The sequence below is a fragment of the Streptomyces sp. HPF1205 genome (genome assembly GCF_020400825.1).
Lineage (GTDB): Bacteria > Actinomycetota > Actinomycetes > Streptomycetales > Streptomycetaceae > Actinacidiphila.
The window spans coordinates 16996-31571 of record NZ_JAINVH010000030.1; the positions used below are offsets into that span (position 1 = coordinate 16996).

Consider the following 14576-nt stretch of genomic DNA (forward strand, 5'->3'; position numbering starts at 1 on the left):
GCAGTCTTTTACCCGCCAGTAGGAATGTCAACTCGTGGCTCGGCACGCGAGCGGCGGCGCCCGGGGTGTTACGTTGCGCAGACCACCGGCAATCGAACACCCGGGGAGGCGAGGGTGGAAACCGGCCAGCGGCAGGACCAGCGGACTGCCACCGAGCGACGGCGCCAGGAACTGCTGGAGGCCGCCGACCGCGTGGTGCTGCGCGACGGGCCCGAGGCGTCGATGAACGCCATCGCCGCCGAGGCGGGCATCACCAAACCGATCCTCTACCGGCACTTCGGCGACAAGAGCGGGCTGTACCGGGCACTGGCGAAGCGGCACACCGACGCCCTGCTGGCCACCCTCCGCGCGGCGCTCGACTCCCCCGGCGACCGCCGGGACCGCGTGGAGGCGACGCTGCACGCCTACCTGCACGCCATCGAGGCGCACCCGCAGGTCTACCGGTTCCTGATGCACCCCTCGGAGGCCCCGGCCGACGGCGAGAAGGGCTTCGACGCCGGCCGCCACTCGGTGCCGCTGCTGCACCGGATGGGCGAGGATCTCGCCGAGGTGATCGCCGAGCGGCTCGATCTCGGCCCCGACAGCAGGCAGGTCGCCCGCGCCTGGGGCCACGGCATCGTCGGCATGATGTACGCGGCCGGCGACTGGTGGCTGAGCGAGCGGCCCAGTTCCCGCGACCGGTTGGTGCGCGACCTCGCCGATCTGCTCTGGGGCCGCCTGGCGGCGGCGGGCGACCGGGCCGGCAGCCCGGGGTTCTGACCCGGGCGGGAGAAGGGGCGGTGACGCCGAACGGGGACCTCGGCGGGTGCGGCGCGGGTGCGTACGGGTTCGCGCCCCGGGTGCTACGGGGTCCGCACCGCGACCGCCCGCCGGGCGGACCACAGCGCCCGGGCGCGGCGGGGCCCGCGCAGGCGGTCGGTGAAGACCGTGCCTTCCAAGTGGTCGCACTCGTGCTGCAGGCAGCGGGCGAAGAACCCGGTGCCGGAGACGGTCAGCGGCTCGCCGTGCGCGTCGAGGCCCTCGACGACGGCCTCGTCGCAGCGCCGGGTGCCGGATTCCACGCCGGGCAGCGACAGGCAGCCCTCCGGGCCGGTGACCGCGATCCCGCCGACGTGCGTCAGGCGCGGATTGACCACGTGGCCGAGGTGGCGGCGGTCCTCGTCGTCGGGGCAGTCGTAGACGAACACCCGCAAGGGCACGCCGATCTGGTTCGCGGCCAGGCCGACCCCTTGGGCGGCGTACATCGTGGCGAACATGTCCTCGACCAGCCGGGCCAGCGGCGCGCCGAACTCGGTGACCTCCGCGGCCGGTGCGTGCAGGACCGGGTCGCCGAGCAGCCGCACCCGGCGGACGGCGCCTGTGCTGCCGGGAATGCTGCCGTATCGCATGCCGCACAGCGTACGGCCGGACGTACCGCCTCCCCGCGGCCACCCGCCCGATCCGCCGTGCCGGCGGCCGGTCCCCCAGGCCGTCACCCGGCACGGCGGTCTCCCGAGCCGCCCTCACGCGCCGCCTTCCGGCCCGCCCTACGGACACCGCGCGACACCCCTCGCGACGGCTCGCATGCCGGTCGTACGCCGCTCGTATGCCGCGAACCGGGCGGCGGCTTGGGGGACCGGCCGCCCGAGTGGATAGGCTGAGCGCAAGCGGAACTTGTCCTGGACAGCGGCGCGGCCGGAGTCGAGGAGGAACGGAGAACGATGGCAGGCAACTCGGAGCCGCTGTCGCCGCGGGCCAAACTGGCCGTGACGGCGGGCAAAGCCGCGGCGGCGGTGTCCCGCGCCGCGGGCAAGGGCAGCGGATCGGTCATCGGCGGAAAGGTCGCCCTGAGATTCGACCCCGACCTGCTGGCCCAACTCGCCCGCCACCTGGACGTCGTCCTGGTCTCGGCCACCAACGGCAAGACCACCACCACCCGGCTGATCGCCGAGGCGCTGCGCGCCAGCGGCCCGGTGGTCTCCAACGCGCTCGGCGCGAACATGCCGGCCGGCATCACCTCCGCGCTGGCCGGCGGCTCGGACGCCCGGTACGGCGTGATCGAGGTCGACGAGAAGTACCTGGCGGGCGTCGCCCGCGACGTGGCCCCCAAGGCCATCGCCCTGCTCAACCTCTCCCGCGACCAGCTCGACCGCGCCGCGGAGACCCGTATGCTCGCCGAGAAGTGGCGCGAGGGGCTGGCCGGCTCCGAGGCGATCATCATCGCCAACGCCGACGACCCGCTGATCGTGTGGGCGGCCTCGTCCAGCCCGACGGTGGTGTGGGTGGCGGCCGGCCAGGAATGGAAGGACGACGCCTGGTCCTGCCCGTCCTGCGGCGGCGTGCTGCAGCGGCCGGGCGAGGACTGGTTCTGCTCCGAGTGCGGCTTCCGCCGCCCCACCCCCACCTGGGGGCTGCGCGGGGACCACGTGGTCGACCCGTACGGTGTCGCCTGGCCGATCCACCTCCAGCTGCCCGGCCGCGCCAACAAGTCGAACGCGGCGGTGTCCGCCGCCGCGGCGGCGGCCTTCGGGGTGGACCCCAAGATCGCGCTGGAGCGCATGTACAACGTGCAGGCGGTGGCCGGGCGGTACGACGTCGTCACGTACCAGGGGCGCCAGCTGCGGCTGCTGCTGGCGAAGAACCCGGCCGGCTGGCTGGAGACGTTCTCGCTGATCGACGGCCCGCCCACGCCCGTGATCCTGTCGGTCAACGCGCGCGGCGCGGACGGCACCGACACCTCCTGGCTGTGGGACGTGGACTACACCCGGCTGGCCGGGCACCCGATCATGGTGATCGGCGACCGCCGGATGGACCTGGCGGTGCGGCTGGAGGTGGCGGGGCTGCAGTTCCGGGTCTGCCAGAACCTGGACGAGGCGGTGCGCCACGCCCCGCCCGGCCGGATCGAGTCCATCTCCAACTACACCGCCTTCCAGGACCTGCGCCGCAAGGTCGGCAACTGAACACCCGCCGGCGGCCGCGCCCGGCACCCGGCGCCCGGCACACGAGGACGACACAAGGAGAAGCCCGCATGAGTGAGTCCAGCCTGCGCCTGGTGTGGGTCTACCCCGATCTGCTGAGCACCTACGGGGACCAGGGCAACGCGCTGGTGGTGGAGCGCCGGGCGCAGCAGCGCCGGGTGCCGGTCAGCCGGGTGGACGTGCGGTCCGACCAGCCGATCCCGACCTCCGGGGACATTTACCTCATCGGCGGCGGCGAGGACCGGCCGCAGCGGCTGGCCGCGGAGCGGCTGCGCCGCGACGGCGGCCTGAACCGGGCCGTCGCCAACGGCGCGATCGTGTTCTCGGTCTGCGCCGGCTACCAGATCCTCGGCCACGAGTTCGTCAACGACCTGGGCCGCCCGGAGCCGGGCCTGGGCCTGCTGGACGTGGTGAGCGTGCGCGGCGAGGGCGAGCGGTGCGTGGGCGACGTCCTGGCCGACATCGACCCGCAGCTGAACCTGCCGCCGCTGACCGGGTTCGAGAACCACCAGGGCGTCACCCGTCTCGGCCCGGCCGCGCGGCCGCTGGCCCGGCTGCGGGTGGGCAAGGGCAACGGGACCGGCGACGGCACCGAAGGGGCCTACAACGACACGGTGTTCGGCACCTACATGCACGGCCCGGTCATGGCCCGCAACCCGCAGATCGCCGACATGCTGATCAAGCTGGCGCTGGACGTGAACGCGCTGCCGCCGGTGGACGACCAGTGGTACGAGGCCCTGCGCGCCGAGCGGATCGCGGCCGCGGTCCAGCCCGCCTGACCTCCGGCGGCGCCGGTCCACGCCACCGCGGCGCCACCGCGGCGCCACCGCGGCGCCGCGGACCGGTCGCGGGGAGTTCGGGCAATCGTCAGGTGTCCGCACTCCGGTCGTCGTGGAGGCGCGCGGCACGGTCTCGGTAAGCTGGCGGCGACACCACCGGACGACGGGGTCCGGCCGCCCGGTCGAGTGCAGGAGTATTCAGAGCAATGCGTATTGGTGTGCTGACCAGCGGCGGCGACTGCCCCGGGCTGAACGCCGTCATACGGTCCGTGGTGCACCGGGCTGTGGTCGACCACGGTGACGAGGTCATCGGCTTCCACGACGGGTGGAAGGGCCTGCTGGAGTGCGACTACCGCAAGCTGGACCTGGACGCGGTCAGCGGCATCCTCGCCCGCGGCGGCACCATCCTGGGCTCGTCCCGGGTGCGGCCCGAACACCTGCGCGGCGGGGTCGAGACCGCCAAGGGCCACGTCGCGGACCTCGGCCTCGACGCGATCATCCCGATCGGGGGCGAGGGCACGCTCAAGGCCGCCCGGCTGCTGTCCGACGCGGGCCTGCCCATCGTCGGCGTCCCCAAGACGATCGACAACGACATCGCGTCCACCGACGTCACCTTCGGCTTCGACACGGCCGTCACGGTGGCCACCGAGGCGCTGGACCGGCTGAAGACCACCGCCGAGTCGCACCAGCGGGTGCTGATCGTGGAGGTCATGGGCCGGCACACCGGCTGGATCGCGCTGCACTCGGGCATGGCGGCCGGCGCGCACGCCATCTTGGTGCCGGAGCGGCCCTTCGACGTGGCGGAGCTGGCCCGGGTGGTCGGTGAGCGCTTCGAGGCGGGCAAGAAGTTCGCCATCGTGGTGGTCTCCGAGGGCGCCAAGCCGCGCCCCGGCACCATGGACTTCGCTCCCGGCTCCACCGACGTCTACGGGCACGAGCGGTTCAGCGGCGTCGCCAACCAGCTCTCGGTGGAACTGGAGGAGCGGCTGGGCAAGGAGGCCCGGCCGGTCATCCTCGGGCACGTGCAGCGCGGCGGCACCCCGACCGCGTACGACAGGGTGCTCGCCACCCGCTTCGGCTGGCACGCGGTGGAGGCGGTGCACAACGGGCGATTCGGCATGATGACCGCGCTGCGTGGCACCGACATCACGCTGATGCCGCTGGCCGAGGCCGTGCAGCACCTCAAGACGGTGCCGGCCGAGCGGTACACCGAGGCCGAGTGCGTGCTGTGAGCCGGCCGGCCCGCGGCCCGGCCGGCGACCGCCGGCCGCTGTGAGCACGGGCCGCCCCGACCGCGCACAGCCGGCCACGGGCCGCCCCGACCGCGGCCGCTGACCGCTGACCGCTGACCGCTGACCGCTGACCGTGAGTCTCCTCGACCGCGGCCGCTGACCGCCCGCAGCGCGGGACCGCCCCCGGCCGAAACCGCGGCCGGGGGCGGTCCTACTCTGGTTCGGGCACAACGGTCGAAGGAGTGACAGATGGATCACGGCGGACACGGCATGCCGGGCATGCACACGGATTTGCCGCCGTTCACCCTCGGCCGGGGCCTGGCCTTCGGCGGCGATCCCTTCTTCCTGGCCGGCTGCGTGCTGCTGCTCGTGCTCTACGGCTGGGGCGTGCTGCGGCTGCTGAGCCGCGGCGACCGCTGGCCGGTGGGCCGGACGGTCTCCTTCGCGCTGGGCGTGCTGACCGTCGGCGTGACCATGTGCACCCGGCTCAACGACTACGGCATGGTCATGTTCAGCGTGCACATGGTGCAGCACATGATCCTCAGCATGCTCTCGCCGCTCCTGCTGCTGCTCGGCGCCCCGGTGACGCTGGCGCTGCGGGCGCTGCCGACCGCGGGCCCGGGCCGCACGGGTCCGCGCGAACTGCTGGTGAAGCTGCTGCACAGCCGGTACCTGCGGGCGGTGACGCACCCGGCGTTCACCATCCCGCTGTTCATCGCGAGCCTGTACGGGCTGTACTTCACGCCGCTGTTCGACACCCTGATGGGCAGCAGGGCCGGGCACATCGCGATGATGGTGCACTTCCTGCTGGTGGGCCTGGTGTTCTTCTGGCCGATCATGGGTGTGGACCCGGGGCCGCACCGGCCCGGCTACGTCATGCGGATGCTGGAGCTGTTCGCGGGAATGCCCTTCCACGCCTTCTTCGGCATCGCGCTGATGATGGCCAGCGGGCCGATGGTGACGGCCTTCGAGCACCCGGCGGCGTCGCTGGGCGTCGATCCGCTCGGCGACCAGACGACGGCGGGCGGCATCGCGTGGGCGTTCAGCGAGATCCCGTCGGTCATCGTCCTGGTGGCGCTGCTGTTCCAGTGGTACACCTCCGAGCAGCGGCAGGCCCGTCGCAAGGACCGAGCGGCGGATCGTGACGGTGACGCGGAGCTGGTGGCGTACAACGCGTACCTGGCGTCGTTGGAGGCGCGCGGCCGCGGCTGACCGAACAGGGGACCCACGATGGGCGAGCAGGTGCGGATGACCACGACGTCGCTGGAACTGCCCGGCGGGGTCACCGTCAGGTTCATGCGGACGCTCCGGCTGCCGGAGACGGGCACCCACCCCCTGCCGCCGGGTCTGGGGACCTTTCCGCTGCGCCGGGTCAAGGACTACCCGGACCGGGTGCCCGAGCCGTGGCGGGAGCACGGCGGCGTACTGCTGCCGGTGTACCAGCGGGAGGCGATGTGGCTGAGCTTCTCCTCGCCGCTGCCGGCCGCGCTCCAGGTGGGAGTGGGCAAGGTGTGCGCGGTGTCCGGGCGCCCGTGGAGCGACCGGCTGTCCCAGGACCCGCAGAACTACCTGGTGCTGCCCCGCCAGCCGTGGCTGGACGGCATCAACTCCGGGCACGGCACGATCCGGCAGTTCGTGGCGGTGCCGCTGGGCCTGGGGGCGACCGTGGAGGGCCAGCTGTCCGGCGAAGAGGTGTGGGGCGGCATCCAGTTGCAGGTCTTCGCGTTGCGCGAGGAGGCGCTGGAGCGGCTGCGCGCCGCCCGCCGGGAGCGCGAGGGACGCGGCGTCTTCGGCCGCGGCGGGCCGCAGGCCCTCTCCGCGGTCCCCGGGGCGGCGGACGGCGAGCCGCTGGACACCCGGTCGGTGCGGACGGTGCGCGCGGTCAGGGCCGCGCCCGCCATGGGCCTCGGCGCGGGCGGGCGGATGCGGCAGGAGGTCTACCGCGACCCGCGCCCGATCGGCGACTGGCGCGAGGAGGCGTCCGGCCGGGTCTTCGTCCATCTGGCGACAGCGCCGCAGTGGCGGGAGATCACCGGCGAGCCCGCCCCGGCCTCGCCGGTGGACCGCGCGGCCTACAACGCGGCGGGGCTGCCCTGGTTCGACTACTACGACGCCGACGGCGAGGATCTGGCCCCCACCGAGCCGCTGGCCGAGGTCAAGCCGGTCGGCGGCTGGCTCGGTGAGGACGACGCGCCCTGGGTGGCGCCCGGGCCGCACCAGGTCGAGCAACTCGGTGACGACCGCGGCGAGGTGGCCGACGGGGAGTGGTAGCGCCGTGCCGGGCGGAGACCGGTGGCCCGGTACCGGGCACGGGTCGACGGCCCGGTACCGGGCGGTGACCGCTGGCCCCGCGCCCGCGGGGGCCGGTGGCGCGGGGTGTGGCGGCGGGTCCACCATGGAGGCCGGGCCGCGGGGGCGTGCGGTGGGCCCGGCGCGGCCGGCGGAAGGAGGGCCCGCGATGCCGGAACCGGCCCGGGCCATGGGCGTGTGCACCGTGGCCTGCCTGGTGCTCGTGGTCGGCTACAGCGTGACGCTGGGCGCCAGCGGCCTGCTGTGGACCTCCTGGGTGGTGCTCGGCCTGTGCGCGGCCGGCGTCGCGCTGACGGGCGCGCGCCGCGGGTGACCGGTCCGGGTGCCGGCGGGCCGGGCGCGGGAGCCGCCCGCGACCGGCCGCTCCGGCACGGGCCGCCGCCGGGCCCTGGTGGCGGGGGCGGCGCGGCACTACTGTGCGCACGTGATCTACCGCCTGCTGAAGTACGTGGTTCTCGGGCCGTGGCTGCGGCTGTTCTTCCGGCCCCGCATAGAAGGGATGGAGAACATCCCGGAGAGCGGAGCCGCGATCGTGGCGGGCAATCACCTCTCCTTTTCCGACCACTTCGTGATGCCGGCCGTCCTGCCGCGCCGGATCACCTTCCTGGCGAAGGCCGAGTACTTCACCGGGCCGGGCCTGAAGGGCAGGCTGACGGCGGCCTTCTTCCGCAGCGTGGGCCAGATCCCGGTGGACCGCTCCGGCGGCAAGGCGTCCCAGTCCGCGATCACCGCGGGCCTGGGCGTGCTGGCCCGCGGCGAACTGCTCGGCATCTACCCCGAGGGCACCCGCTCGCACGACGGCCGGCTGTACCGGGGCAGGACCGGGGTCGCCGTGATGGCGCTGCGCGCGAACGTTCCCGTCATCCCCTGCGCCATGGTGGGCACCTTCGAACTGCAGCCCCCCGGGCGGGTGCTGCCCCGCCTGGGCCGGGTCACCATCCGCTTCGGACGGCCCCTGGACTTCAGCCGCTTCGCGGGGATGGACGAGGACCGCACGGTGCTGCGGTCGGTGACCGACCAGGTCATGTACGAGGTCATGCGGCTGTCCGGGCAGGAGTACGTGGACCGTTACGCGGGCGAGGTGAAGGCCGAGGCGAAGGCGGAGGCGAAAGCCGAGGCGCAGGCCAACGCCCCGTCCGGCGTCACGGCCCGGCTGCGGCGCCGGTCCTGACGTCGCCGTATCCGGGACGGTTTGCGCCGACGGCGAATCCGCGGTGGGCGAACCGCCCTGGTCACCGCGTGCGAGCCGGCCGTAGCGTCGCGGCATGACGGGAACCGCGTTCGTGATCGGCGCATCGGGACAGATCGGCCGGCAGGCGGTACACGCGCTGGCCGCGGACGGCTGGCGGGTGACGGCCGCCTCGCGCGGCGGCGGGTCCACCGAGGACTGGCCGCCGGGGGTGCGGACGGTCCGGGTCGACCGGTCGGACACCGCCGCTCTGGCCGCGGCCCTGGGCGACGGCTGCGACGTGCTGCTGGACTGCGTGGCCTACGACGGCGGCGACGCGCGGCAGTTGCTCTCCCTGGCGGACCGGATCGGCTCCGCGGTGGTGATCTCCAGCGCCGCGGTGTACGAGGACGCGGACGGCCGCAGCTTCGACACCCAGGGCGAGCCGGACGGCTTCCCGCGGTACCCGGTGCCGGTCCCCGAGACCCAGCGCACGGTGGCGCCGGGCCCGGCCACGTACGGCACCCGCAAGGTGGAGCTGGAGCGGGAACTGCTCGACGCCGGCGGCCGGCTGCCCACGACGCTGCTGCGCGCGGGGGCGGTCCACGGCACGCACAGCCCGCTGCCGCGTGAACTGCACTTCGTCAAGCGGGTGCTGGACGGCCGCCGGGTGCGGGTGCTGGCGTACGGCGGCACGAGCCGCTTCCACCCGGTGCACACGGCCAACATCGCGGAGCTGGTGCGGCTCGCGGCGCGCCGGCCCGGTTCGCGGGTGCTCAACGCGGGTGACCCCGGGGTGCCGACGGTGGCGGAGATCGGCGCCGCCGTGGACGCGGTGATGGGGTACCGGGCCGAGACGGTCCTGGTGGACGGGCCGCCGCCGGAGCCGACCGTCGGCAACAGCCCGTGGGGGACGGCGCGCCCGGTGGTCCTGGACATGTCCGCGGCGCGGCGCGAACTGGGCTACCGGGCCGTGACCACGTACGAGCGGTCCCTGCCGGCGACGGTGGCGTGGCTGGTCGACAGCCTCGCGCACGGCGACTGGCGGGAGCGCTTCCCGCTGCCCGCGCGGCTGTCGGACGAGCACGCGGACTGGTTCGACTACGCGGCCGAGGACCGCTGGCTCGCGGCACGCGCGGGCTGAGGTCGGCGGGCAGGCTCAGGGCGCGAGCGTGCGGCGACCTCCGCCGCGATGCCGGGCCGCCGGGCCGCCGTGCCGCCGTGCGGCCCGGCGGCGGGCCGCCGAGGCGCGCCTCACCGGCGACCAGCGCCCATGTCGGGTGCCGCGCCCGCCGCAGGCCCCGCGTTGGTCACGAGTTCACGCAGGCCCTGGTCTCGTGGTCCATGAGCGAGCACGGGAGGTACGACAGGCTGATCGCACTGCTGGATGAGCGGGACGCGCGGTACCGGATCATCGAGCACGCGCCGCAGAGCGCCACCGAGGCGGTGAGCGCGCTGCGCGGCAACGGCCCCGCCCAAGCGGCCGCGTGCATCGTCGTGACGGTCGAGGTCGGCAGGAAGGTCACCCGTTACGTGCCGGCGGTGGCGCAGGGCGACCGCCGGGTCGGCCTGAACGCGGTGAAGGCGCTGCTGGAGGTACGTACGTGTCCTTCGCCGCCGAGGACGCCGCCGAGCGGCTCGCGGGCGGCGTCAGCACACGGTGCTGCCCTTCTCCTTCGACGAGCGGCCCGAACTCGTCGTGGACCCCGGCCTGCTGGAGCACGACGAGATGTTCTTCGACGCGGCCCGGCCGGACCGCTCACTCGCGCTGTCGGTGCGGGACCACGTACGAATCGCCGCGCCGCGCGCGGAGCCGATCGCGGGCTGAGCGCCGTCCCCCGCCTCTGTCACGTCGACGGCCCTGGCGCCCGCCGCGGGACGGGCGCCGCGTGCGGAGCGCACACGACGTCGTGGTCGTCCAGCGTCCCTGAGCCGAGGTAGGTCTCGACGCGGCGGTTGACGCACGGGTTGACCAGGTCGGTGACGCCGTGCGAGCCGGCGTCCCGCTCGGTGACCAGCCGTGAGCCGGCGAGCCTGCGGCGCAGTTCGAGGGCGCCGCCGTACGGAGTGGCGGCGTCGCGGGCGCTCTGCACGATCAGGACACCGGGCAGCCCCGGGCCCGACCGCACGGGCACCGGTGTCCCGTGCGGCACCGGCCAGGTCGCGCACGGCAGGTTGAGCCAGGTGTTGGACCAGGTCAGGAAGGGGTGCCGGGCGTCGATCGCGGTGGTGTCCCGCTTCCAGACCCGCCAGTCGGCGGGCCATGGCGCGTCGGCGCACTCCACGGCGGTGTAGACGGCGTTGCCGTTCTCGGCCGCGGTGTTGCCCGCGGTGTCGGACAGGTCGGGTCCCGCGGCCTTCACCAGCGCCTCGGTGGCGCCGGCGCGGTACGCGCTCCACACGCCGGCCACGGTCGGCCAGGCGGCGTCGTAGTAGGGGGCGTTCTGGAAGAAGCCGATGAGTTCGGCCGGGCCGACCACCCCGCCGATGGGGTGCGCCTCGGCGGTAGCCCGCAGGCGTTCCCATCCGGCCTGGACCCGCGCCCGGGTGGCGCCCAGGTGGTAGACGGAGTCGTACCGCGCGACCCACGTCTCCCAGTCCTTCCAGCGCCGTTCGAAGGCGATGTCCTGGACGAGGTTGTCGCGGTACCAGATGTGGCCGGGGGACGGGTCGACGACGCTGTCGAGGACCATGCGCCGGACGTGGTCGGGAAAGAGCGTGGCGTACACCGCGCCGAGGTAGGTGCCGTACGACACGCCGAGGTAGTTCAGCCGGCTCTCGCCGAGCGCGGCGCGGATGACGTCGAGGTCGCGGGCGGTGTCGGCGGTGGTCATGTGGGACAGCCGCGCGGCGCCGGTGCGGGCCAGGCAGCCCTCGGCGTACCTCCTGGCCGAGCGGCGCCGCGCGAACTCGCCGGCCTCGTCCCCGGGGACCGGGTCGGCCTTGGGGGCCGCGGCGAACTCGCGCGGGTCCTCGCAGGAGACGGGCGCGAAGTGGCCGACGCCGCGCGGGTCGAAGCCGACGAAGTCGTACGCCTCGGCGGTCTTCCGCCACAGCGGGCTGCCGCCGGTCAGCCGCAGCGGGAAGCGCAGTCCCGAAGCGCCGGGGCCGCCGGGGTCGTAGACGAGCGCGCCCTGCCGCTGCCGGGCGGTGCCGGTGCTGACGGCCCGGTCCACGGCGAGCCGCAGGGTGTCCCCGAACGGCCGGGCGTAGTCGACCGGCACGGTGACCCAGCCGCACTGGACGGGCGCGGGCAGTCCCCAGCCGGACGGGCAGGCCGTCCAGTGGACGCCTTTGCGCCGGGCGGCGACCGCCGCGATGGCCTCGCCGACGGACTCCGGCACGGTGACGGCCCGCGTGAGGGCGTCCGCCGCGTCCCCGGGGTCCGAGGCGGCTCCCCCGGCGTGCCGGGCGGCGTTCCCGGCCACCGGTGCGGGAGGGGTGGTGGCGGCCGTCCGGCCGGGCGCTGCCGGGTGGGCCCCGGCGGCCGCGGGCGCGGCGGTGAGGCCCGCGGCCAGCGCGGCGGCGCAGGCGAGCACGAGGGTACGTCGCACGCGCGAACCTCCCGCGGCGCGGCCGTGGCGGCGGCCACGGGATCGGGTCGGTCAGGTGCCCATCCGTTCCCCGGCGCGCGGGCTCCGAACGGACCGGACGGGTGACAGCCCGTCAGGGTCGTGCGCCGTTGCGGAGTTGAGGGGCACCTCGGGTGCGGGTCGTGCGGCCGTGCGGGTGAGGGCGGCTTCCGCCAAGGCCCGGATGTAAGGGTGCGGGACCGTGCCGTCGCCGGCCAGTTCGGGCTGGAAGAGGGTGGCGAGGAAGAACGGGTGGCCGGGCAGTTCGGCCACCCGCGGCCGGCCGTCCGGGTCGTGGGGCGGCTGCTGGAGCGCGAGGCGGTGGTACGGGACGTCGCGGAGGGACGGGTCGACCTGGGCCTGGTGGACGGTGCCGCGGCGCCGACCGACCCGCTGCACCTGCCGGAGGCGGCGGGCCTGACCACGCTGGTCGCGGGCGAGGAGCCGCTGGCCGTGGCGCTGCCGCCGGGCCATCCGCTGGCCGGCCGGACCGGGCTGTGGCTGGGCGACCTGGCCGACGCGCTGTGGCTGGACGCGCCGTCCTCGGCGGTGCCGCTGCCGGTACTGCGGGCCGCGACCGGCGGGGCCTTCCCCGCCGGGGCGGCGTACGAGGGCACGGACACGCGGACCCTGCACGCCCTGGTCGCCGCCGGTCACGGGCTGGCCCTGCTGCCGCGCTCGGCGGCGCACGCCGACGCTCCGGCGGTGACCGAGCCGCGGCTGGTGCACCGGGTGGAAGTCGTCCACCGGGCCGCGGCAGAGGAGGCGGCGGCCCTGCTGGCGTCGCTGCTGACCGCCGGGGCGGCCTGAGGGACCGGCACCCGCGGTCACCGCGCCCGGCCCCGCCGCTCGCCGGTCGTTGGGCGGGCGGTCCCGCCGCGTGTGCCGGTCCGGGCGGCCCCGGCGGGCTGCGGGCGGGCGCTACGGGCGGCGGTCGCCGGGAGCCGGGCCGCGGTGCTCGGCGGCGATGCCGAACCTGCGCCGTTCGCCCGTGGCGGACGGACGGGAGACCGAGGTGGACACCGTGGAGATCACCCGCTCCTCCTCCGCCGCGTCGAGGTCGCGCAATCGCTGCAGGTCAGAGGCGGATACGAGGGCGACGAGCGGCTTTCCGTGGCGGGTCAGCACCACCTGCTCACCGCCGTAGACCACGCGGTTGATCAGGTCGGCGAGCTGCGCGCGCGCTTGTGTCACCGGGACGTCGTGAGTCATGCTCCCCATCATAACGGGATGTACGTCCTGTACATTTTGAACGGAGGGGGCCGAGGTCCCCGGCTGGAGGTGCGCGCTTTGATGTCCGAACCGACCGCCCGCTACGTGCTGCCGGAGTTCACCGAACGCAGCAGCACGGGCACACGGACCCTGGACCCGTACTCGAAGCTGCTGCAGGAGCGGATCGTCTTCCTGGGCACGCAGATCGACGACACGTCGGCCAACGACGTGATGGCCCAGCTCATCCACCTGGAGAGCGCCGCGCCCGAGCAGGACGTGCACCTGTACATCAACTCGCCCGGCGGCTCGTTCTCGGCAATGACGGCGATCTACGACACCATGCAGTTCGTCACCTGCGACGTGGCGACGGTCTGCATCGGGCAGGCCGCCTCGGCGGCCGCGGTGCTGCTCGCGGCCGGCGCCGCCGGCAAGCGGATGATCACTCCGGGCGCCCGCGTCCTGATCCACCAGCCCTCGCTCGGCGACGTCATGCAGGGCGACGTGTCGGACCTGGAGATCCAGGCCAACGAACTGCTGCGGATCCGGGAGCAGTTGGAGACGCTGCTGGCCAGGCACAGCGGGCAGGACCTGGAGCGGATCCGCACCGACATCGAGCGGGACAAGGTCTTCGACGCCGAGTCGGCGGTCGCCTACGGCCTGGTGGACCGGCTGACCACCAGCCGCAAGGCCGACACCCGCCCCTACGGCCTGAGGTGATCGCGGGTGGTCCCGGAGCCGCCACCGCTGCCCGCCCTCACCCGCGGCGAGGGTGAACTGGTCGACTGCTACCTGGAGGTGGTCGACCTGCTGGGCCGGATCAACCCGTCGCGCACCGTGGACACCTACAGCGCGCTGCGGGCCGCGCAGGCGCTGGTGAGCCGGGCGGTGGCGCTGAAGGACGCGCTCACCACGATGCACATGCGCGGGGAGACGGAGTTGCACCACCGCACGCTGGCCCGCGCGCTGCAGGTACTGGACGGCGAGCGCCGCTCGGGGCTTGTCGCCGTCGTCCCGCCGGTTCAGGCGCCGCCCGGGGACTGACGGCCCAGCAGGCGGGACGCGCGTACGGGGGACGGCGGCACGGGGGCCGTCCCCCGTACGAGGTCCCGCCGGGTGATCACCCCTCAGCCCATTGGCTTACCCGACGATTTTCCGCAAGTCGGCGCCGAGTTGCGCGTGTCGACGCAGCGAAGGCGGCGCGGCCGGGATCGGCGCAGGTCAGGTATGGGGCCATCCGGGTGCCCGACGACCCGGCGGGCACGCGCCCACTCGAACGGATGAAGGGTGATCAGCCTCACATCCGGCGTTTCTGTGCCAACACGGACACGACATGTGCGCAAGCATCC

General features: G+C 74.5%; 17 protein-coding genes and 1 pseudogene. 13 read left to right on the plus strand and 5 right to left on the minus strand.

Annotation, left to right across the window (positions count from 1 at the left end):
• Positions 1-114 precede the first annotated feature (114 nt).
• Positions 115-759, plus strand: a complete 645-nt coding sequence (locus tag K7G61_RS27315) for a TetR family transcriptional regulator (RefSeq protein ID WP_225849665.1) — start codon at positions 115-117, stop codon at positions 757-759.
• A gap of 83 nt (positions 760-842) precedes the next feature.
• On the opposite strand, the gene def is transcribed toward K7G61_RS27315, so the two are convergent.
• Positions 843-1388, minus strand: coding sequence for a peptide deformylase (def, locus tag K7G61_RS27320; protein WP_225849666.1), 546 nt, complete (start codon positions 1386-1388; stop codon positions 843-845).
• 312 nt (positions 1389-1700) lie between these two features.
• Between def and K7G61_RS27325 the strand changes: the two genes are divergently transcribed.
• The 8 genes from K7G61_RS27325 (at position 1701) to K7G61_RS27360 (ending at position 9590) form a co-directional block, all read left to right on the plus strand.
• Positions 1701-2939 carry a MurT ligase domain-containing protein gene (locus K7G61_RS27325; RefSeq protein ID WP_225849667.1) on the plus strand — a complete coding sequence of 413 codons (1239 nt, stop codon included), beginning with the start codon at positions 1701-1703 and terminating at the stop codon, positions 2937-2939.
• Positions 2940-3007: 68 nt separating this feature from the next.
• Positions 3008-3736 carry a type 1 glutamine amidotransferase gene (locus K7G61_RS27330; protein WP_225849668.1) on the plus strand — a complete coding sequence of 243 codons (729 nt, stop codon included), beginning with the start codon at positions 3008-3010 and terminating at the stop codon, positions 3734-3736.
• 206 nt (positions 3737-3942) lie between these two features.
• A complete protein-coding gene (locus tag K7G61_RS27335; RefSeq protein WP_225849669.1) occupies positions 3943-4968 on the plus strand; it encodes a 6-phosphofructokinase in 1026 nt (341 codons plus the stop codon).
• A 249-nt stretch (positions 4969-5217) separates the two neighbouring features.
• Positions 5218-6180 carry a cytochrome c oxidase assembly protein gene (locus K7G61_RS27340; RefSeq protein WP_225849670.1) on the plus strand — a complete coding sequence of 321 codons (963 nt, stop codon included), beginning with the start codon at positions 5218-5220 and terminating at the stop codon, positions 6178-6180.
• Positions 6181-6198: 18 nt separating this feature from the next.
• Positions 6199-7239: a hypothetical protein gene (locus tag K7G61_RS27345; protein WP_225849671.1), complete on the plus strand. Its 1041-nt coding sequence runs from the start codon at positions 6199-6201 to the stop codon at positions 7237-7239.
• A 187-nt stretch (positions 7240-7426) separates the two neighbouring features.
• Positions 7427-7591, plus strand: coding sequence for a hypothetical protein (locus K7G61_RS27350; protein ID WP_225849672.1), 165 nt, complete (start codon positions 7427-7429; stop codon positions 7589-7591).
• A gap of 111 nt (positions 7592-7702) precedes the next feature.
• Positions 7703-8449 (plus strand): 1-acyl-sn-glycerol-3-phosphate acyltransferase, encoded by a 747-nt coding sequence (locus tag K7G61_RS27355; protein ID WP_225849673.1) that lies wholly within the window; start codon positions 7703-7705, stop codon positions 8447-8449.
• A 94-nt stretch (positions 8450-8543) separates the two neighbouring features.
• Positions 8544-9590, plus strand: a complete 1047-nt coding sequence (locus tag K7G61_RS27360) for an NAD(P)-dependent oxidoreductase (protein WP_225849674.1) — start codon at positions 8544-8546, stop codon at positions 9588-9590.
• 166 nt (positions 9591-9756) lie between these two features.
• On the opposite strand, the gene K7G61_RS37065 is transcribed toward K7G61_RS27360, so the two are convergent.
• A complete protein-coding gene (locus K7G61_RS37065) occupies positions 9757-9939 on the minus strand; it encodes a hypothetical protein (protein WP_225849741.1) in 183 nt (60 codons plus the stop codon).
• A 167-nt stretch (positions 9940-10106) separates the two neighbouring features.
• On the opposite strand from K7G61_RS37065, the gene K7G61_RS37070 reads away from it, so the two are divergent.
• Positions 10107-10274: a hypothetical protein gene (locus K7G61_RS37070; protein WP_308190716.1), complete on the plus strand. Its 168-nt coding sequence runs from the start codon at positions 10107-10109 to the stop codon at positions 10272-10274.
• Between the two features lie 19 nt (positions 10275-10293).
• Here K7G61_RS37070 and K7G61_RS27375 read toward each other — a convergent pair whose 3' ends face one another.
• The gene (locus tag K7G61_RS27375) at positions 10294-11964 is read right to left on the minus strand and encodes an alpha/beta fold hydrolase (RefSeq protein WP_263984936.1); all 1671 of its coding nucleotides are present in this window, start codon (positions 11962-11964) and stop codon (positions 10294-10296) included.
• Positions 11965-12051: 87 nt separating this feature from the next.
• Positions 12052-12312 (minus strand): annotated as a pseudogene (locus K7G61_RS27380) (hypothetical protein); the annotation flags it as partial.
• A 27-nt stretch (positions 12313-12339) separates the two neighbouring features.
• Here K7G61_RS27380 and K7G61_RS27385 point away from each other — a divergent pair.
• Positions 12340-12828, plus strand: a complete 489-nt coding sequence (locus tag K7G61_RS27385) for a LysR substrate-binding domain-containing protein (protein ID WP_308190717.1) — start codon at positions 12340-12342, stop codon at positions 12826-12828.
• 111 nt (positions 12829-12939) lie between these two features.
• On the opposite strand, the gene K7G61_RS27390 is transcribed toward K7G61_RS27385, so the two are convergent.
• Positions 12940-13230 (minus strand): type II toxin-antitoxin system Phd/YefM family antitoxin, encoded by a 291-nt coding sequence (locus K7G61_RS27390; RefSeq protein ID WP_225849675.1) that lies wholly within the window; start codon positions 13228-13230, stop codon positions 12940-12942.
• Between the two features lie 81 nt (positions 13231-13311).
• On the opposite strand from K7G61_RS27390, the gene K7G61_RS27395 reads away from it, so the two are divergent.
• The gene (locus tag K7G61_RS27395; protein ID WP_225849676.1) at positions 13312-13947 is read left to right on the plus strand and encodes an ATP-dependent Clp protease proteolytic subunit; all 636 of its coding nucleotides are present in this window, start codon (positions 13312-13314) and stop codon (positions 13945-13947) included.
• 6 nt (positions 13948-13953) lie between these two features.
• Positions 13954-14271 (plus strand): hypothetical protein, encoded by a 318-nt coding sequence (locus tag K7G61_RS27400; protein WP_225849677.1) that lies wholly within the window; start codon positions 13954-13956, stop codon positions 14269-14271.
• The last annotated feature ends 305 nt before the right edge of the window (positions 14272-14576 follow it).

What these genes read in the sequence shown, in the direction of transcription:
- K7G61_RS37065 (WP_225849741.1), bottom strand. Translation starts at nt 9,939, where the DNA reads ATGCACGCGGCCGCTTGGGCGGGGCCGTTGCCGCGCAGCGCGCTCACC.
- K7G61_RS27335 (WP_225849669.1), top strand. Translation starts at nt 3,943, where the DNA reads ATGCGTATTGGTGTGCTGACCAGCGGCGGCGACTGCCCCGGGCTGAAC.
- K7G61_RS27390 (WP_225849675.1), bottom strand. Translation starts at nt 13,230, where the DNA reads ATGACTCACGACGTCCCGGTGACACAAGCGCGCGCGCAGCTCGCCGAC.
- K7G61_RS27330 (WP_225849668.1), top strand. Translation starts at nt 3,008, where the DNA reads ATGAGTGAGTCCAGCCTGCGCCTGGTGTGGGTCTACCCCGATCTGCTG.
- K7G61_RS27350 (WP_225849672.1), top strand. Translation starts at nt 7,427, where the DNA reads ATGCCGGAACCGGCCCGGGCCATGGGCGTGTGCACCGTGGCCTGCCTG.
- K7G61_RS27340 (WP_225849670.1), top strand. Translation starts at nt 5,218, where the DNA reads ATGGATCACGGCGGACACGGCATGCCGGGCATGCACACGGATTTGCCG.
- K7G61_RS27345 (WP_225849671.1), top strand. Translation starts at nt 6,199, where the DNA reads ATGGGCGAGCAGGTGCGGATGACCACGACGTCGCTGGAACTGCCCGGC.
- K7G61_RS27360 (WP_225849674.1), top strand. Translation starts at nt 8,544, where the DNA reads ATGACGGGAACCGCGTTCGTGATCGGCGCATCGGGACAGATCGGCCGG.
- K7G61_RS27325 (WP_225849667.1), top strand. Translation starts at nt 1,701, where the DNA reads ATGGCAGGCAACTCGGAGCCGCTGTCGCCGCGGGCCAAACTGGCCGTG.
- K7G61_RS27395 (WP_225849676.1), top strand. Translation starts at nt 13,312, where the DNA reads ATGTCCGAACCGACCGCCCGCTACGTGCTGCCGGAGTTCACCGAACGC.
- def (WP_225849666.1), bottom strand. Translation starts at nt 1,388, where the DNA reads ATGCGATACGGCAGCATTCCCGGCAGCACAGGCGCCGTCCGCCGGGTG.